The following is an 18,875-nucleotide window of genomic DNA, read 5'->3' on the forward strand; positions in this document are numbered from 1 at the left end:
CCCCCTCCCCGGCAGCGGCGCAACCGGCGAACACCGCCTTTCGCACCGCGTTCCTGCGAGGCATGGGTGTTGAGGAAGCCGATTTTCCCGGACGCGACAGCATCGCGGAAATGGAGAAGTTCGGTCGCGAGTATCGGCTGATGATGGAAGGCCTGATGCAGCTGCTGCGCAAGCGGGCCGAGGAAAAAGGCAACGCTCGCGTCGCCCAGACGGTGGTTGGGGCCTCTGAAGTCAATCCGCTAAAATTTCTGCCGACGGTCGACGACGCCATCGTGACCCTCATCGCGGAGCGCAGCCCCGGATTTCTGGCCGGTGAAGCGGCAATCGCCGACGCCGTCCGCGACCTCGCGCAACATCATGTGCGCGCCTGGCGAGGCGTGCAGTCCGCCTTGCGGCGAATGATAGACCGTTTTGACCCGGCCGAGATCGAGAAAGAGCTCAAATCGAGTTCCGCGATCGGCACCCTGCTTTCGGGCGGGCGCCGCGCAAAACTGTGGGAGCTTTACCAGAAACGCCATCGTGACATCGCCCAGAGTGCGGAATCGAGCTTTTTGGGCGAAATCGGCGCTGATTTTCGGGATGCATATGAGGAGGAGTGAAACATGATCGATCGCCGCGAATTCATCGTTGCCCTGGGCGCAACCGGGCTGCTTGCTGCTTGCCAGAGCGGTCCGCCGAAACCATCCGCGGTGACCGTCAACCTGACCGGCGCGGCCGGCATGAACCCGGGACCAGGCGGCGGCGACCGGCCGGTGACAGTCCTGGTGATGCGGCTGCGCAGCACCGGTAAATTCAATTCGGCCGATTATTTCGCGCTGCAGGGAGATGCCGGCTCGGCACTCGCAGGCGATCTCATCGGATCCGACCAGATCTCCGTCGGGCCTGGAAAGACCGCATCCAAAACCATCACGGTCGAGCCGGACGCGGCTGCGCTGGGCTTCGTTGCCCTCGTTCGCGAGCCCGGCGGCCGGACCTGGCGTACAACCAAGTCGGTGTCGTCGGGATCAACAGTTACCGTCAACGTCACGCTTGGCAGCGGCGGCATTTCCGCCTAGCGGCCAGGGCAAGGGGTGCTCGATGCAGGAAGTAGCGGCATGAGCGATGCAAACAGGGTGCTGTGGTCCGAAGGCCTGTTTCTCCGGACCCAGCATTTTCAGCAGCAGGATCGCTTTTTCGAGGCGACCGTGCGCGGCGCGTTGCAGGCCGGGCAGCTGCATACGTTCGGCTTTCAGCAGCTGACGCTGGACCAGGCGATGCTCGATGCCGGCCAGGTCTCGATCCTGTCGGCACGCGGCATCTTTCCGGATGGAACCCCCTTCTCCATCCCGGATCTGATGGACGCGCCACGACCGCTGCCGGTCACCGCCGATACCGGCGCCGGACCGGTGCTGGTCGCCCTGCCGCTCGAGCCTGCCGGCGGTGTCGGCTTCGATCCGGCGCACGCCGCATCGACAGGGGCACGCTATCATGGGCGGATCGTTTCGGTGCGTGACGCCGTCCAGGGCGGTTCGGATCCTGAAGAAATCGAAATCGCCCGCCCGCAGGCGCTGCTGATTGCACCGGGAAAATCGGTTGGCGGCTACACCGCCCTGCCGATAGCCGACATCAAAGGGGTTCGCGCCGACGGCGGCGTCTCGCTGGACGAGACGTTCCTGCCGCCGACACTGGTCACCGGGGCGGTGGCCTGGTACCGGCAGCTGCTTCTGGAAGTTGTCACCGGCCTCGACCAGATCGCCGAGGCGCATGGCAAAATGGTCATGGGCGGGCCAGGGCGCAGCGTTGAAGACCTGTTGATGCTCAATCTCGCCAATGCGGCGCGTCCGCGACTGGCGCACATGCTGGCTCAGGATGTTTTCCATCCGGCCGAGCTTTACCTGGAGCTTGCCGGTCTTGCCGGTTCAATGGCGACCTATGGCTCGAGCGCGCGTCGGCTGAGCGAGTTGCCCGCCTACGATCACATGGCGCCCGGCCCCGCCTATTCGGCGCTGGCCGACGCCTTGCGCTCGCTCATCCTAAGCCTGCGCTACATCGAGCCCAAATCACGCGCACTGCCGGTCATGCGGCATTCGACCAATGTCTGGAAAATCCGCATCGACAACCCGAAGCTGCTGGTGGCCAGCCGGATCGTCATCCGGGTCGGCTCCGAGCTGTCGGAAGATGCCTTGCGCAAGATTTTCGTCAACCAGGCGACTGTCGGTTCGGCCGATCAGTTCGAGGGCCTGTGGAAATCCCGCCTGCCCGGCATTCCACTGAAACCGCTTCATTCCCAGCCGCGCGAAATCCCCTACGATGGCGATCGGCTGTGCCTTGAGCTGGACCAGAAAAGCGAGCATTGGGCCTCGCTGCTCGATGCCCCCGGCTTCGTCATCGGCGTGTCGGGCGTGCTGCCTAGCGAGCCGCAGGTCGACTGCTATTCGGTAAACAGGTGAGATGATGAGCCGCGATGATCCTTTCGGACTGTCGGAGGATCGCGAACGCACGCGCATACGACTGACCGGCGCGCCAATGCCGCGACCGATGACACCACTGCTGTCGGGCGTGCCAATCAAACGCTCGCGCACGCATCCCAACACGCTGGTCAATGCATTCGCGCCGCTGCTCGAGTTCGCGCCCGAGCTTGAAAGCGCGCTGCCGCCGGAAAACCCGGAAGCGTTGCGCACCCGGCTGCTCGACGAGCTGGTGCGGGCGCGTGACGCGGCAATGGCGGCGGGTTCCTCTCTGGAGCGCGCCGACCAGGCAGCCTGGGTGGTGGCGGCGTTGCTCGATGATTTGGCCCTGAACACGCCATGGGGCGGCGCCAGCGCATGGCCGCGCCAGCCGCTTGTGGTGATGCTGCGAGGCGATGTCGATGCCGGCACGCAGTTCTTCACGCGTCTCGATGAACTGGAGCGGCACCCGAACCGGGATCGCGAATTGCTCGAACTGCAATATCATTGCCTGGCGCTCGGCTTCCGCGGCAAATATCGTGTGCCAGGCCGGTCGGGCGACCGCTCGCTCAATGCGGTTCGCGTTGCTGCGGCGCGCTTTCTGCGCGATGCCGATGCCGACGGCGCGCCGCTGTCGCCGAACTGGAAAGGCGTGATCGCATCCGACGAGCCGCAGCGCTTCATCGTGCCGATCTGGGTGATGGGGCTCGGCGCGGCGGTTCTCGCCACGGCAATCTATCTCGGCCTGTCGATGGGTCTGAGCAGTCAGGCGGTCGAGCTTTCGACGCTGGTTCGTGCCTTGCCGCCGCCGGAGCGCGGCGAAATCAGCCGGACATCGCCACAGGTCGACGCGCCGCCGCCGGAGGCAGTGGATTTCGCGCTGGTGCCGGAGTTCCAGGCCGGAGCCCCGGCGAACCTCAGAGCCGCGCTCAGCGGCACCGAGAGCGTTTCGCTGGCCAGGCTGATCATTCAGGCCTCCAACCCCGAACTGTTCCAGTCGTCGCGGCCGACACTGACGGAAGGCTTCGAGCCGCTGATCGGTTCAATCGCCAAAGTGATCCTCGCCAATCAGGAGCTGATCGGCAACATCACCGTGGTCGGCCATACCGACAGTATTCCCTTGCAACGATCCAATCCGCTTTCCACCAACCAGCGGCTGTCGGAAGCGCGCGCGGCAACCATTACCGAGATGCTGGTCCAGAACGGTGTGCCGCAGGACCGCATTCGTTTCGAAGGACGTGCAGCTACCGATCCAGTGGCCGACGACAGCACCCGCGCGGGACGGGCCTTGAACCGCCGCGTCGAGGTGCTGGTCGAAAAGAGGCTGTGAGATGTTCATCCTGCGCTTCCTCTGGGCGGTTCTGACATCGCGCTGGCTGTGGACGCTGATCGGCATCGCACTGCTTTCTCTGGTTATCTGGGTGTTCGGCCCGATCGTCAGGGTCGGTGCCTACGAACCCTTCGCCTCGGAAAATGTCCGCATCGTCATCATTGCGCTGCTGGTCATCTTCTGGCTGATCTGGCTGATCGTCGCACAGCGCCGGGCGATCCGGGCCAACCGCATGTTCGTCGCCGAAATCGCTGCGCCCGTGGTGGAAAAACCGCTGAGCCCCGGCGAAGAGAACGTCGCCGCCGTCGGCGCCAAGTTCACCGAGGTGATGGTCGAATTGAAGCGCCGCAAGCTGGGCGGACGCAAGTTCCTGCGCGAGATGCCCTGGTACGTGATCGTCGGGCCGCCGGCCACCGGCAAGACCACGGCCTTGCGCCAGTCCGGCCTGAACTTTCCGATCGACCTCACCGACGATCTGCAGGGCGTTGGCGGCACCCGCAACTGCGACTGGTTTTTCTCCGAGAACGCGGTTCTGATCGACACGGCGGGCCGCTATGTGCAGCAGGAGAGCCAGCCGGACGTCGATGCGGCGGAATGGCTGGGCTTCCTCGACCTCTTGAAAAAGCATCGCGGCCGCCGGGCGCTGAACGGCGTGATCGTCGCGCTTTCGATCGATGCGCTTTCAGAGGGCGACGAAGCCATCAAGGCGCATGGACGCAAGATCCGTCGTCGCCTGGCAGAGCTCAACGACCGGCTCGAAATCCGCCTTCCAGTCTATCTGATGCTGACCAAGGCCGATCTGATCAAGGGTTTCGAGGCCTTCTTCGGCGGCCTGTCGACGGCCTCGCGCGAGCAGGTGTGGGGCACGACCTTCGCGCTGGATGCGCGTGTCGACGCAAAGACCATAGAACGGGAAATCGCCACCCTTGCGACGGAACTCGAGCGGCGGCTGGTGCCGCGCCTGGAGGACGAGGACAAACTCGCCGCCCGCGCCGAGATTTTCAGGTTTCCCGCCCAGCTGACGAGCCTGTCCGAGCCGATCCAGGTGCTGGTCGAGGCGATGTTCGGCGAAAGCCGCTACGAAGAAGCCGCCTGGCTGCGCGGCCTCTATCTGACGTCGGCGACCCAGGAAGGGGCGCCTATCGACCGGCTGACGGCGGCGCTGTCGTCATCCTTTGGTCTTCCGCCGCGGCGGGCCATGCCGGCGCCGCGTGTTGAAAAACGCAGCTTTTTCCTGAAGAACCTGCTGACCGAGGTCATTTTTAGGGAAGCCGGCCTGGGGACGTTCGATCCGCTGGCGCAGCGCCGCCGCGCCTGGATCTGGCGTGGCGCCGCGGCCGCCTGTGCCGCCGCCGCGCTGTTGGCCGGTGCGATGTTCACATGGTCCTACTATGACAACCGCAATGCGATCGCAGCGCAGGCGGGCCAGTTCGAAGCGCTGCAGGCGCCGCTGACCGCGGCAGCCGCGAGCCCGGCATCGGTGGAGCAGCCCGCCATCGACAGCGCGCTCTATGCGATGGCCGAGGTCGCAAACGCCCGTACCGCACCGCCGAGCAGCGCCCAGGACCTGCTCGGGCCGTCGGCGTCGGCAGAGCTGCTGCGGGCGCAGGCCGACACTTACGACCACGCTTTGCGCAACGTCCTCGAGCCGCACATGGTCGCCCTGCTCGAGGCGACCATGTGGCGGCAGATCCGCGATCCGGATTTCATGCTGGGGGCGCTGAAGACCTATCGCATGATGACCGGCCTGTCGCAGATGGACGCCGATTACGTCCAGAGCTGGTGGGTCAACGACTTGCCGGAATTCGCACCGGCGGCGCCCTTTCCGACCGCCGACGCGGAAGAGCACCAGCTTGCCGCGATCCGTCGCATGGCGGTCGACGACAGCTACATATCAGCGGATCAGGCGCTGGTTGCCGAGGCGCTGAAAACGGTTTGCACGATTTCGCTGCCGGCGCGCGCCTACAGGCAGTTGCTGGCAGACCCGGCGGTGGCCGGCCTAAAGGAATGGATCCCGGCGAATTTCGCCGGTCCCAACGGCGCCAAGGTTTTTGCACGGCGTTCCGACAAGACGCTGCGCGTCGGCATTTCGGGCGCGTTCACCTATTCCGGCTTCCACGATGCCATTCTCGACCGGGTCGAGGACGTCGCCGCCCAGGCCGCACTCGATCGGGCGGTGTTTGCCGGAGGCTGTTCGGAAAATTCCGAAACCTCGGTTTCGGCGCTGTCGGAGGATATTCTAAAACTCTATTACGAAGACTACATCGCGCAATGGGACAGCATCCTGCGCGATATCAGGCTCGCGCCATTGGCCGACCTGAATGTCGCCAGCGAGAACCTCAAGGACCTTTCGAGTGCCGACTCCGCGCTGAAGCGGCTGCTTACGGCGGTCGTTCAGGAGACCGAGCTGACCCGGTCCGATGAAGCGCCGGCCGCCGACAACAAGGCGGCAGCCAAGGGCACCTCGAAACTGCTCGGCAAGCTGGGGAAGCTTGGAAAGATCGTGAAGACAGGCGCAAAACTGCTGCCACGCGCGGGTTCCGCCGACGAGGTGGATCTTACCGGCACTCTGGTGGCCGAACATTTCAAGCCGCTCAAGGGGGCGATCGCCGAGGTCGACGGCCAGCCGCCGGCACTCGACGCCGCGGTGGTGGCGCTGACCGCACTTTCGAACGTGCTGCAGACGGTCACGGCCAATCCCGACCCCCAAGACGCCATTAAGAAGCAGGGTGGGCTGGCCGAACTGACGGGAGCGGTCGCCAGGCAAGCGCAGATCCTGCCCGATCCAGTCGACGACTGGCTCGGCGGCATTGCCGGCGACACCAGCGGCCTGACACAGAAGGCGGTCACCTCGGAGCTCAACGCCATCTGGCGCGCCGACATCCTGCCGTTCTGCCAGGCGGCGCTGAACGACCGCTACCCGTTCAGCCCCGAAAGCGCGGTCGACGTCAATGTCCGCGATTTCGCCCGCCTGTTCGGGCCGGCCGGGATGATCGACGCCTTCATCAACGACCATTTGATCAGCTATGTCGACACCGCCAGCCAGCCATGGAAATGGCGCGCCGATTTCGGCCTCGACGCGGCGGCCCTGGCGGCGTTCGAACAGGCCAGGCGGATCCGCGACGATCTGTTTCCGGGCGGTACCGGGCCGGTGATGAGCTTCACGCTGCAACCGACGGACCTGTCGCCCAACGTCACGCGCGTGACGCTCAACCTCGATGGCCAGAACCTCGTCTATTACAACAATGCGACGCGGCCGCAGCCGATGACCTGGCCCGGCAAGGACGGCACCGGCGTCATCTCGCTCGCCTTCCAGCCGATCGACGGCTCGCCCGAAGTCATGTTGAACGAAACCGGCAGCTGGGCGTGGCTGAGGCTGCTGCGCAGCGGCCGCTTCACCGGCACCTCGCTGTCCGACGTCTACAGCCTGCGACTGGGCACGCAAGGCATGTACGCCGATTTCGAGCTCAAGGCGGCCAGCGTCGAGAACCCCTACAATTTGCAGATGTTCAAGAAATTCTCATGTCCGCCGCAGATATGATCCTGCCCGGCTTTTACGGCAAAATGCCTGCCACCGGCGATTTCGTCACGCGGCGGCTGCCGGGGGATTTTGTGCGCATCTGGGACCGCTGGTTGGCACTGCACATCGTCCCGCTGTTTGGCCAGGAAGCTTGGCCAGCCACTACCGCGCTACGCTTTCTGGCCGGCCCGGCTTTTTTCGGCGCATCGGCAGGTATCATTTTGCAGAGCGCCGACAGGGTTGGCAGACAATTCCCCTTGAGCATCGTCGCGCAGCTTCCCGAAGCTCCCGTCGAGTTGGCTTATGCCGAAGCGTGGTTTGACGGGATCGAGGAGGTGGCCATCGCCGCCCAACATGACGAACTGACGCCCGACGAACTGAATACCGCTTTGGCCGCACTTCCGGTGCCACCTGTCGAGCCGAGCGAAGAGATCATTACCGACTTGGTCATGTGGACTGCGCATTCCGACATTTTCGATATCGATCCGCAATCTCCGCAAGCGACGCTGGAGCAGATCTTCGCTGCTAGCTGGGAGACCAGCTGATGCAGGGGCAAGTCTGATGTTCGTCAGCCAGAACACCACCCCCTTTCTCGCCGAGACCTTTCCCTACGCGGATAAGCATGCGGTGAAATGGTGCGTGGCGGTCGTTCGCGCGACATTTGACGTCGACGAAGATGGCAACTGCACGCCGGCAAAGGAACAACTGCCATTCGTCTTCGCCGACACGCATTACGGCGATCCCGAGACCACATCGATCCGCGTCGAGACTGACTTCGTGCCGGTGAAGCCGCATTGCGAGGTGGTGCTCGATGCGATGGCGGTTGCGCGCGGCGGTCGTCCGGCGGAAACGGTTGAAGTCGGCCTGTTCGGGCCAAACCTCCAGAAGCGGGCGATCGTCACCGGGCAGCGCCGATGGTTTCGAGGCGGGCTCGGCATCCAGTCGTCAAGTCCGACGCCGTTCATGTCGATGCCGCTGGCCTGGCATCTGACGTTCGGCGGCTGGGACCGAACCGATCCGGATCCGGCCAAGCACCGCAGCGACGCGATCAATCCGATTGGCAGCGGTTTCCTGGTCGGCCAGGGCAACATCGACGGCACCCTGCTGCCTTCGGTCGAGGACCCGCAATCGCGGCTGCGGATATGGAACGATCGCGCCAAGGCGATCGGGTTCGGCCCGGTGCCGCGTTTCGCCAAAGAGCGCGCACGCTATGCCGGGACGTACGACAAGCACTGGATGGAGAACGTGCTGCCGTTCCTGCCGCAGGATTTCGACGACCGGTATTTCCAGGCCGCGCCGCAAGACCAATGGGTCGAGAAGCTGAGCGAGGGAACGATATTCGGGTGCACCAATATGAACGCGTCGGGCCGGTTCAAGGTCAGAGTGCCGAGAATGGAGCTGCCGGTGAGATTCATGTACGACGATCACACGGAGCATAAGTTCGTGAAGCCGGATACGCTCAATCTGATCCCGCACGAAGGCAAGATCGTGCTGGTCGGGCGCGCGACAGCGAAGCTGCCACGCAAATTCGTGCGGCTGCAGCAGGTGCAGGTGGGGCCGCCGCGCGAAGAGCCCGCGGCCAAGCCGCACTACGCCGGACTTGGCGAGGCGGTCGCCGCGCTGGCCAAGCTGCGGGGCCGCCGCCGATGACGGTCGTCAGCTGCGTCAGCCTTGTTTCGCCGGTCGGCTACAGCGCCGCCGCGACCTGCGCGGCGCTGCGGGCCGGCATCGCGGCGTTTGAGGAACTGGACTATCGCGACCGCATGGCGATGCCGATCCGCGGCGCCCGGGTCGACGCCATCGCGCCTTCCAGGCGCGGGCGCGAGCGGTTGCGCATGCTTGCGCGGCTGGTGCTGGAACATATCGAGCCCGATATCGGCGCGGCGCTGCCTTGGGCGCAGATGCCGCTGATACTGTGCACCCGCGACAAGGAAACGCCGGGCGCGCAGCTGAACGGAATGTTCTCCGACCTGCGTTTTCCGGATGGCTCTGCGGTGAACGGGCGGCGCACGGCGCATATCGCAGCGGGCCAGACATCCGCCTTCGCGGCGCTGATGCAGGCGCGGAAGATGCTGGGCGAAGGCGCACCGGCCTGCCTCGTCCTGGCAATCGACAGCCTGATCGATGCGCGCACGCTGGCCTGGCTCGACCGCCATGTGCGGCTGAAGACGAGCGAGACGACGGACGGGCTGATCCCCGGCGAGGCCGCATGCCTGGCGGTCGTCAGCCACCGTCCGATGACACCGCGCCATGTCGCGGTTCGCGGCCTCGGGCTTGGCGCGGAAACTGCGACCGCGATCAACGAGGAGCCTTTCCGCGCCAACGGACTGGCGGGCGCCTTGAAGACGGCGCTCGCCGAGGCGCGCACGGAGATGCACGAGGTCGCCTTCCGCTTCAGTGATGTCAGCGGCGAGTCCTATGCGTTCGAAGAGCTTGCCTTGGCGCAAGTCAGAAACATGAGAAAGACACGACCGACGCAACCGATCTGGCACCCGGCCGACTGCATCGGCGATACCGGCGCCGCGGCGGGGTTGATCCAGCTCGCCTGGGCGGAGCAGGCGTTCGGCCGCGGCTACGCGCCGGGTGACCTGGCCGCCCTGCACAGCAGCTCGATGGCTTTCGCCGGCCGCGCGGCCGCAATCGTGTCGGCTTGAGGAGGAGACGATGACCAAAGACGTCTTTGCCGGAAAGTGGGAAATTGCTGCGGAGAACGGTATGAACAAGTCGATTGCGCGGTTTCCCGACGTCTGCATGTCGCCGCCGTCACCGCCGGCAGGGCCGATACCTATTCCCTATCCCGATACATCGTTCTCCAATAATCTGAAGGAGGGTTCCAAAACGGTCAAAGTCGGGGGGAAGGGCGCTGCGCTCGCCCAGAAATCCTATTACAAGGAGTCGGCCCTGGGAAATGAAGCTGCGACGCGCACCTTCGGGGCGAACGTCATTTCGCACCAGATTACCGGTAAAACCTACTTCCAGGCATGGTGCATGGACGTCAAGTTTGAAGACAAGAACGTCTGTCGCCACCTTGACATAACATCGAGCAATCATGGGTCTCAGCCGGTCATCACTCCACCTCTGCCCACAATGGAAACTATGACCATGGCGGATGTGCAGACGAAACTGAATCAGGGCAAATGCCCGTGCTGCGACGGACCGTTACACGAATGGCAAAAGGATCCCAACAACAACAACCAACCATATGCTCCTATGACCTCAAGCGATTTCTGGCAGAATCGCATAGATCGAATGCCAATTGGCACACCAGCTCAACGCGCTCTGCGAGGTCAGAGGCAGGTTGCCGCGGGAAAGTTGAAACAGGCGCAGCGGCAGGCTAGAGAGGCCAAAGCCGCTGGTCGCCCCGGTTGCCCCAATGTCCATCAGAATGAAACGGATGGTTGCGCGATCCACTTCGACATTCCTGAGGGCACCGTGTATCCAGATGGGCAAACCGTGGCGCAAAAATGCGATGAAGAGTTCACTCACGAAGTCAAAGCAGTCACACGCTCCCTATGGGCCCGGGCCAATCGCAGGAAAGTCCCTCCCGGGACGACGTTGGATCACGTAACACCTAAACAGGCGGGTGGTTGCAACAGCCCGAACAATACAGTTCCAAGAAATTATGTTCAGGGCACGAGCTGTAAAGAGGTGGAAGCGAACCAGACCATACTAGAGCAAGGTACACCGCTGTGAGCGACGAAATCGAAGACGACGAGTGGACTTTTCGGGACCTGTCTCTCGGCTTCCATTTGAGGAATGACGATATCCTACGATATGACCCGGAAGGCCTTCTAAGAACCGGCCGCGAGTGGAATATTGTCGCCGCACTGAACATTCTGGGCCGATCTGGAAATTTCTTGCAGCTGGACCGCTTGACACCGGTCTTGGCGGCGACCGATGACGCGCAGATCTGGGATGCTGGAATCAATATGCTCGGTTTTTCGGGCAGTTGGTCGCAGATTGTTCGCTGGTACGACCTGTTCATGCAGCGACCTGATGCTCCGGGCGTGAAATACTACATGGCCTTTCTTCTGGGGGCATCGTGCGACCGCCGCGCCATCAACGTTCTGCTAGATCTCTACAGCAGATCCTCCGATTCGGAAGAGGCGCGCAACCATGTGATCCGTGAACTGTCGTGTTTGCTTGAGGACCGCAACAATGCAATCCTCCTCGCTCGTAATGCCGATCCGCCCTTTGAAGACCTTGTAAGTCTGATCCGACCCTCCGTCGAGGCGCAAGCCTCGAAGGAGAGCAACTCGATTTTCGAGGGCGCGGTTCTGGATATCCCCAGCCTGGCCGAAAAGATGCGGAACGAGTTGTTTCAGGAAGATGAAGCGCGCGGGCGCTTACTCCGCAGGAGACTGGTTTTCGAAGCTGCAACTGGAATCGACTGCACGGCCATGTTCAATGAGATTGGCAATCTCAATCGCTTGGCTGCAATTGCAATACTTGATGAATTTCTCGATACCGACCCGGGGGCCAGATTTCTCCCGGGGCGGCGCTATTTCTTCGGCCACCCAATACCGCTTAGCTCTACGCCGCGCGGCTGATGGCCTGCCACTCCTCGACCCTGTCCGGAATGGCAACCGTCACCACATCATCCTCGAAATGCTTGGCGAACGCCGGCCCCAGTTCGGTCGGGTCGATGGTGAACATCCTGGTCTCCTCCCGCGCTTCCGGGAAAAGCTCCAGCAACGCCGCGCAGGCGGCGACGGCGACATAGGGCTCTTTCATCCGCTCGATCAGCCAAGGCAAAATCGAGCGGTCGCCCAGCATGCCGATACCGCGCACCGCGAGCGGCGCGGTGGCGACGGACTGCATCAGCCCGCCCATCCAGGCGCGCACGTCTTTCTCCGGGCCGGCCGTGATCGCGGCCCGCAAGGCAGTCAGCGCGTCGGGTCCGCCGGCGACAGCGGCTTTGCGCAACTGGACCCGCGCCAGGTCGCCGGAGCCAAGTTGCGTCAGAGCCCATCCGGCCCATAGCCGCACCATCTGGTCTTCCGACTCCAGCGCTGCTGCCATCTCGCGCGCGAGGTCCGCTCGCTTCAGTTGGCCGGCAAGACGCATGGCGAAAGCGCGCGCCGGCGCGTCGGGGTCTTTGACCAGACGCGCGAGCAGTTGCCTGGGGTCGACGCCGTGCTCAAGGCAGGCGCCGACCGCCAAATAGCGCTTGAACGCGTCCGGTGCGACCAGCCAGTCGCGCACGAGGTGACCGATCTTCGGCGGCTGGTGCCAGGCCAGGGCGCCGACAAGGCCGCGCCGCTCGTTCTGCTCCTTTGCCGCCGCCACGGTCTGGTCGATGCGCGTGGCGTCGCCCTGCTCGATCGCCATCCAGCCGACGACGAAAAACTCGCCCTTGTCGGGAAAATCGTCGAGCTGCCGTCCGGCTGCCGGCCATGCGGCCGCGCCGGCGATCCGGAGTCCGTCGAGATTGATCTCGACGCGTTGACCGATCTCGCCGATCACCGTCTCGTCCGGCGGATCCTCCTGGCCCCAGTTGTCACGCTGAGCCCAGAGAAATGCCGCCTGCTCGACGTGCTGGCGCACTGCCTCGGCCGCGATGCGGCGCGGCGGCGCAAAGAGCTGTTCTCCTGCCGGTACCATCAGCGCGGAGCCATTAGTTGAGGTTGATGGAGCCGCCGCGAATGCGCTGCGCGCCGCTGGCGTGGCTGGTGATCTGGCCGCCGCGAATGGTGATGCGACCATCGCTGTCCATGATGATCGTTGCCTTGCCGCAGCGCAGTTCCAGCCTGTCCTCGGCGCTGATGCGAACGTTTTTGCCGTCGCGCATGACATGGGGGACGGCAGCGGCGGGACGCACGGGATCGACGATGCGTCCGACGATCAGCGGCTTGTGCGGATTACCCCCGTCGAAGAGCAGCGCCACCTCCTGACCGATCATGTCCGACGAGAGTTCGCAGAGACTCCGCGCTGGCAAGGCCGTCTCCTCCGGGCTCCCCGGAAAGACCACCAGCGGCGTCGATTCCTCGCCGAAGCCGAGGAAGGCTCCAATCACCACCCCGTCGATGCGATGCATGACGTTTTTCATGTCACCCTCTAATTTTCATTGATCTTCGAGCCCTTGATGATCACGTCGCTCGACGCCTTGATGTTGATCTTGCCGGAGCCCTTGACCGTAATGTCCTTGCCGTCGATGATGATTGTACCGTCCTTCTTCATCACGATCTTGGAGCTGCCGCACTTGAGGGTAATGTCGTCGGCTGCTTCCACTGACAGGCTCTTACCGACCTTGATGCCGGTATTCTCCTTCACGTCGGTAAGGCTGCCCTTCGCTACCTTCAGGATGTAACCGCCACCAACGTCGGTGCTGTCGTTCGACTTGATGTTAGCGACGCGAGAGGCGCCTACATCGGTCGCCTGTGACGCGGCGATGGCGACGGTCTGTCCGGCACCGATGCTGATGTTCTGACCGGCACCGATGGTCCAGGTATCGCTCGTGCCTACGCTGTGCGTCTGGCTGATGCCAACGCTCACCGACCGTGTCGCGCCGATGGTGTTGGTCTGCACCGCACCCACGGTCCTGGTCTCGGCGGCGCCGACGCTGTCGATGCGCGCGGCACCCACGGTGATCGTCTGGACGAGCGCGACCGTCTGCGTGTGATTGGCCCCGATCGTCTCCGTCGAGTTCGCCCCAATGCCTATGGTCTCGTTCGACCCCACCGTCAGCGAGCGATTGACCCCCACCGTCTCGGTATCGTTGTTGCCGATATCCGTGGTCTGGTCGACGCCGACCTTGACCGTTTTGTTGTTGCCGACGTCCTCGTCGAGGTTGTGGCCGACGGAGTGCTTGGCGTCGTGGTCGATGCGGTCGGACTGGTCGTGCTGCACAAGCTTGGTGCGGTCGTTCTTGATCAGAAGGTTGTGGTCCTTCTGTGCCTGGAAATTGACCAGTTCGGAGCCGGCCTTGTCCTCGAACATCAGCTCGTTGTAGCCGCCGCCGCCTTTCGAGGAGTCCGATTTCCAGCCGGATTGCGTGGCGTTGCCCGGCAGTCCGTAGGGCGGCATCTGCGAGGCGTTGTAGACGCGGCCGGTGATGATCGGCAAATCCGGGTCGCCTTCGATGAAGTCGACGATCACCTCCTGGCCGATGCGCGGTATCTGGATGAAACCCCAGCCGCTGCCGGCCCAGGTCTGCGACACCCGCACGAAGCAGGAGCTGTTCTGGTCCTTCTTGCCGAGACGGTCCCAGTGGAACTGGACCTTTACCCGTGCATATTTGTCGGTGAAAATTTCCTCGCCGGACGGGCCGACCACCGTCGCCGTCTGCGGGCCGCGCATGATCGGCCGTGTCGTAACCCGCGGCGGGCGATAGGCCAAGGCGGTCGGCGCCACGCCGAGGATCACCTTGAAGTTCTCGCTTTCGACGTCGGCAAGGGCTCTGTAGCCCGGATCGAACAGCCTGTATTCGGCGCTGACCACCAGATATTCCTGGTTCTGGTCTTCCCTTGGGAAGCCGTCCAGCTTGAACGTGCAGCCCGAATACAGGCCGCGCACGGTGCCGACTGCAGCAATGCGCTGGTGCACGGCCTGGATTTCCTCGCGCCGTATCGCGGCCAGGCTGTCGCCGCGACCGACGTCGAGATGCGCACCGGGCTGGCGGTAATTCTCGCCCGCGGCCAGCTTGTGACCGAACGGCTGGGCGGATTTGGCCATCAGGTCGGCGCCCGGCTTCTCGAAATCATAGTCGGTATGGACATAGGCGCCCGGCCGCACCGAGCTGCCCGGAATCCATTCGGTGATGTATTCGACATCGCGCCGGGAGCCCTGCCCTTCAAAGTGATAGGGCACCTTTTCATAGCCCGGCGCCGGCTTGAGCTTGCTCATGGCATCGGCCAGCACAAGCGTGTGCTTGCCTTCGTCATGCTCGAAGAAATACAGGATGCCTTCGTGCTCGAGCAGCCGCTGCACGAAATCGAGATCGCTCTCGTCGTACTGGACGCAGTATTCGCGCGGCGGATAAGATCCTTGCAGGCGCTTCTCGAATTTTGCCGTGCTGTACTTCGAGAAAACCTCCTCGACGATTTCGATGACGCTCATGTTCTGGAAAATACGGCAATCGGTGGTATTGCCGAGAAACCAGAGCCATGGCCTTACGACGGCTTCGTAGTATGCCAGACGGTCCTCGATCCGGGTCAGCCGAAACTCGGAGACAAGGCCGCTGAACCAGCGTTTGGGATCGGATTCACCTTCGATCGAAACCGCACCGCCCAGCATCTTCAGCGGATCGACGTCGGGGCTGTTGCTTACGAACCCGACCGTATAGGCCAAACAACGACTGATCTCATCGCGCCCGACAAGATGCGTGAAGGTCAACAGCTCAGCGCCAACCGGCGTCTGCACAACCGTGGCACGTTCGTTCGGCATGGGTCGTGCCCCCTCCCGCCGCTCGTTTCTGCCTGAGCCTAGCACATGTCTTGCACCGACCAAAGGGGACCCTTGGCGGCTGCAGCCTGGTCGCCTGTGGAATCATCGACTTGAACGCTTCTGTGCCGCCGCGCTCAGAAATTGCTGGTATAATGGGGTGTCCTGGGTGAGTTTCCCGACAGGATCGACGGCGATTTTGAATGTATATCAGGCTGCAGATCAACAATGTCGTCTCCCTGCCCGCCGGTATGTCGACCGGCTACTCCGCTCGTGATCGCAGCTTCGAAATCGGCCGCGAGGCCTGTGACTGGACCTTGCCCGACCCCGACAAGTTCATCTCCGCCAGACACTGCGAAGTGCGTTACCAGGCAGGCGCGTTCTGGCTGTACGACATCTCGCGCAACGGCACATTCATCAACGGATCGACCCAGCGCATGGCCGGCCCCCACCGGCTCGGTCAAGGCGACCGGTTGCTGATCGGCCGCTATGTCGTCCTGGTTTCGATTGACGACGAGCGGGCCGCGACAGGGCTTCCGCGAAGCAGCCACGGTTCGACGCAGCGACAAATGCCGATCACCACCGGCCGGCCGCGGGATTTCGGAGACCAGCCTTTCTTCGAGCCGGTGGAGCAACGGCCCGGGCAGAGAGCACCGGTGTCGACGTCTTCGCCGCCCGCGCCTCTCGCTTCGACGCCCGCGCCTCTCGCTTCGACGAAAGACGAGGTGCTGCGGGACATCGCGATTGCAGCCGGCATCGCGCCGGAACTGCTTCAATCGCGTGATCCGCATGAAGCGGCCGCCGAAATCGGCGCGGTGCTTCGGACTGTTGTCGAGGAACTGGCCCTGCTGCTGAAGGCACGTGCGGCTGCGAAAATACTGGCCAAGAGCACACACCGGACGATGATCAGCGCTGCCGATAACAACCCCCTAAAGTTCGTCCCGGGAACCGACGACATCCTAGAAATCATGTTTGCGCGGCGCAGATCCGGCTACCTTGATGCCAAGCACAGTGTCGAAGACGCGTTCCGCGATCTCAAGACGCACGAATTTGCCACCTATGCAGCCATGCAAGCTGCGCTCTCCCGGCTGCTTGACGATTTGTCGCCTGAGGCGATCAGCAAAAAACTCCCACCGACGTCGTTCACATCGAAGAAGGGCCTGGCTTGGGACGCCTTCGTCGCCAAATGGCGGACCATGGAGGAAGCGCACGAAAACGGCATGCTGGACATATTCCTGGCCTATTTCAGCGAAGCCTATGCCAAAGCCGACAAGCAAAAGTAGACCGGCAGGACTGAACCTGGCAGGTGCCCCGAAAATCGGATCGGTTGCTGCGCTTAGCTTCGGCTGCGGAGCGGATCACGCACCAGGTGGAATGTATCCTTGGCGAGCCCAAAGATACGGCGCGGTCGTTGGCGAAGAAAAATTCTTTCGCAGCGCTGCATCTGGTTCCAATCGACCGTTTCTAAGCTTACGATCATTTTCGACAGTTCGCCAGCGGGTAAGGCTGATTGACCTGGGGGTCTGCGGCACATGTCATGTTACGGCGGGTTAGAAAGATATAGTCGATCTTCCTCCAGACACTGCCCTCGTCAGCAGCGCCTGCAGTTCCTGCGCCTGCAGTCCCTGCGCCCGGCCGGGGACCGTCTTGCCCTGATGTGGCGCGCATGCGGCACCGACGCGTGCACGGACGATTGGCGATGAGCTCGAAGGACGACCCTTTCGGCCCAGCGGGCAAGACCGTCATTCGCGCACCGCGCCGTGCTGAAAAATCAGCGCCCGATCCCCAGCGGGCCGTTGCCGACGGCGGGCGCCCCGGCCCCTCGCCGGTCAAGGATTCAACGGTTTTCGATCCGGTCGCTCGGCATGCACCGCCGGGCTGGACATCCGGAACCGTGATTTATCAGGGCGCAGACCCCGGCGCAGCGGCGGCAACCGGCTCCGTTGCGGCGGCGCCGGGCATTCAGCAGGAAATACTGCTGCATGCCACGGACAGCGTCAAATATTCCGCAGCCAATCAGATCCTCGCCGCGGCCGCGCCTTTGCTGATGCTGTTTGGCCAGCTCAGGCTTATGGCTGTCGAAAGGCAGGCGGAGCAGCTGGCGGAACATGTCGCCGAGGCGATCGAAAAATTCGACCGGACATTGGAGAAAGCCGGTGTTCCCGAGGAAGATGCACGGATCGCAAAATTTGCTCTCTGCGAAACCGCTGACGACCTCATCGGCAACCTGCCTTGGCCCCAGACAGACGCCTGGGCGCAGCACAGCATGCTGTCACAGTTCTTTCACGTCGTGCCCACCGGCTCGGGCTTCTACCAAGCACTAAACAAGATACTGGCCGCGCCGGAGGCACACTACGATTTGCTTGAACTGATGCATGCCTGCCTGTCGCTGGGGTTCGAAGGCCAGTATCGAGGCCTGGCGCGCGAGGACAACAATCTCGAACGCGTTCGACGCGACGTCTACGAGACGCTTCGTTACTTCAGGGCGCGCGCCGACGACGACATCTCGCCCCACTGGCAAAGCCTGGCGGTGTCCAGCCTACAGTCGTCGGCCCGGTTGCCGCTCTGGGTGATTGCGGCGGCTGCGTCGGCGCTGCTGACGGCGGCATTCTTCGCATTGCGGGTCTTCATTACCAACGAGGGCGATGCCCTTGCCGGCAGGCTGCTGGCGCTCGATCCGTCGACGCCGATCGCCATCGAACGCGCCAGCGTGGTGCCGTCGGCTGCGCCGGTGAAAGTCGCTCCGCCTGTCGCTCCTACCCGTTCCCAGATCGATCGCGTCCATGCGGCACTCGCCAAGACTATCGCGCGCGGCGGGCTGAGCGTCGGCACGCAGGGCAGGTTCATCATCGTGGAGATCAACAATGTCCTGCTGTTCCCGTCCGGAAGGGCCGAGATAAAACCGGAGTTTGGACCAATCGCCGCGGACATCGCCGCAGCACTCGAACCGGAGCCTGGACCGATCATGATCGTCGGCCACACAGATAATGTGAAGCCGCGGAAATCGAGCGAGTTCAAATCCAACTTCGACCTTTCCATCGCCCGGGCGAAGGCCGTCGCAGCTGTCATGGCGCCACGGTTCAGCAAGCCTTCGCGGATCACCGTCGACGGCAAGGGTGAAGACGAACCGATCGCCGACAATGCGACGCCGGAAGGCCGCGCCCAGAATCGCCGTGTCGACTTGATGATCCCCAAGGAGGAAACGCTGTGAGCACGG

15 protein-coding genes are annotated in these 18,875 nt (G+C 63.3%); 12 read left to right on the forward strand and 3 right to left on the reverse strand.

Annotated features, from left to right (window positions below):
• The 10 genes from tagH (AC0L2Z_RS07140) to AC0L2Z_RS07185 form a co-directional block, all read left to right on the forward strand.
• On the forward strand, positions 1–599 hold a 599-nt coding region (gene tagH, locus AC0L2Z_RS07140; protein ID WP_473627312.1), incomplete at its 5' end, for a type VI secretion system-associated FHA domain protein TagH.
• 3 nt (positions 600–602) lie between these two features.
• On the forward strand, positions 603–1,055 hold the full coding sequence (gene tssJ / locus AC0L2Z_RS07145; protein ID WP_023801306.1) for a type VI secretion system lipoprotein TssJ: 453 nt from the start codon (positions 603–605) through the stop codon (positions 1,053–1,055).
• Between the two features lie 39 nt (positions 1,056–1,094).
• The gene (gene tssK / locus AC0L2Z_RS07150) at positions 1,095–2,429 is read left to right on the forward strand and encodes a type VI secretion system baseplate subunit TssK (RefSeq protein ID WP_023801305.1); all 1,335 of its coding nucleotides are present in this window, start codon (positions 1,095–1,097) and stop codon (positions 2,427–2,429) included.
• Positions 2,430–2,433: 4 nt separating this feature from the next.
• Positions 2,434–3,756, forward strand: a complete 1,323-nt coding sequence (gene icmH / locus AC0L2Z_RS07155; RefSeq protein ID WP_473584194.1) for a type IVB secretion system protein IcmH/DotU — start codon at positions 2,434–2,436, stop codon at positions 3,754–3,756.
• A gap of 1 nt (position 3,757) precedes the next feature.
• On the forward strand, positions 3,758–7,297 hold the full coding sequence (gene tssM, locus AC0L2Z_RS07160) for a type VI secretion system membrane subunit TssM (RefSeq protein WP_473627314.1): 3,540 nt from the start codon (positions 3,758–3,760) through the stop codon (positions 7,295–7,297).
• Positions 7,279–7,821, forward strand: coding sequence for a type VI secretion system-associated protein TagF (gene tagF / locus AC0L2Z_RS07165; protein WP_473627315.1), 543 nt, complete (start codon positions 7,279–7,281; stop codon positions 7,819–7,821). The genes tssM and tagF overlap by 19 nt, the downstream gene beginning before the upstream one ends.
• Positions 7,822–7,837: 16 nt before the next feature.
• A complete protein-coding gene (locus AC0L2Z_RS07170; protein WP_473627316.1) occupies positions 7,838–8,926 on the forward strand; it encodes a DUF2169 family type VI secretion system accessory protein in 1,089 nt (362 codons plus the stop codon).
• Positions 8,923–9,930, forward strand: a complete 1,008-nt coding sequence (locus AC0L2Z_RS07175; RefSeq protein ID WP_287289134.1) for a hypothetical protein — start codon at positions 8,923–8,925, stop codon at positions 9,928–9,930. The genes AC0L2Z_RS07170 and AC0L2Z_RS07175 overlap by 4 nt, the downstream gene beginning before the upstream one ends.
• A gap of 10 nt (positions 9,931–9,940) precedes the next feature.
• Complete coding sequence (locus AC0L2Z_RS07180) at positions 9,941–10,969, forward strand: PAAR-like domain-containing protein (protein ID WP_287284562.1); 1,029 nt, start codon at positions 9,941–9,943, stop codon at positions 10,967–10,969.
• Positions 10,966–11,826 carry a hypothetical protein gene (locus AC0L2Z_RS07185; RefSeq protein WP_473627318.1) on the forward strand — a complete coding sequence of 287 codons (861 nt, stop codon included), beginning with the start codon at positions 10,966–10,968 and terminating at the stop codon, positions 11,824–11,826. The genes AC0L2Z_RS07180 and AC0L2Z_RS07185 overlap by 4 nt, the downstream gene beginning before the upstream one ends.
• Here the strand turns inward: AC0L2Z_RS07185 and AC0L2Z_RS07190 are convergent.
• The 3 genes from AC0L2Z_RS07190 to AC0L2Z_RS07200 are packed head-to-tail and all read right to left on the reverse strand — an operon-like array spanning position 11,810 to position 15,661.
• Positions 11,810–12,880, reverse strand: a complete 1,071-nt coding sequence (locus AC0L2Z_RS07190) for a HEAT repeat domain-containing protein (protein ID WP_473627319.1) — start codon at positions 12,878–12,880, stop codon at positions 11,810–11,812. The genes AC0L2Z_RS07185 and AC0L2Z_RS07190 overlap by 17 nt on opposite strands.
• A 13-nt stretch (positions 12,881–12,893) precedes the next feature.
• Entirely contained in the window at positions 12,894–13,325 is a 432-nt protein-coding gene (locus AC0L2Z_RS07195; RefSeq protein ID WP_287284553.1) for a DUF6484 domain-containing protein, read from the reverse strand.
• Between the two features lie 8 nt (positions 13,326–13,333).
• Entirely contained in the window at positions 13,334–15,661 is a 2,328-nt protein-coding gene (locus AC0L2Z_RS07200; protein WP_473627321.1) for a type VI secretion system Vgr family protein, read from the reverse strand.
• Positions 15,662–15,861: 200 nt separating this feature from the next.
• On the opposite strand from AC0L2Z_RS07200, the gene tagH (AC0L2Z_RS07205) reads away from it, so the two are divergent.
• Both tagH (AC0L2Z_RS07205) and tssL read left to right on the forward strand, forming a co-directional pair.
• Positions 15,862–16,941, forward strand: a complete 1,080-nt coding sequence (tagH, locus tag AC0L2Z_RS07205; protein WP_473477115.1) for a type VI secretion system-associated FHA domain protein TagH — start codon at positions 15,862–15,864, stop codon at positions 16,939–16,941.
• Between the two features lie 416 nt (positions 16,942–17,357).
• Positions 17,358–18,869 (forward strand): type VI secretion system protein TssL, long form, encoded by a 1,512-nt coding sequence (gene tssL / locus AC0L2Z_RS07210; protein WP_473627322.1) that lies wholly within the window; start codon positions 17,358–17,360, stop codon positions 18,867–18,869.
• Positions 18,870–18,875: the final 6 nt, after the last annotated feature.

Source organism: Mesorhizobium sp. WSM4850 (assembly GCF_055811735.1).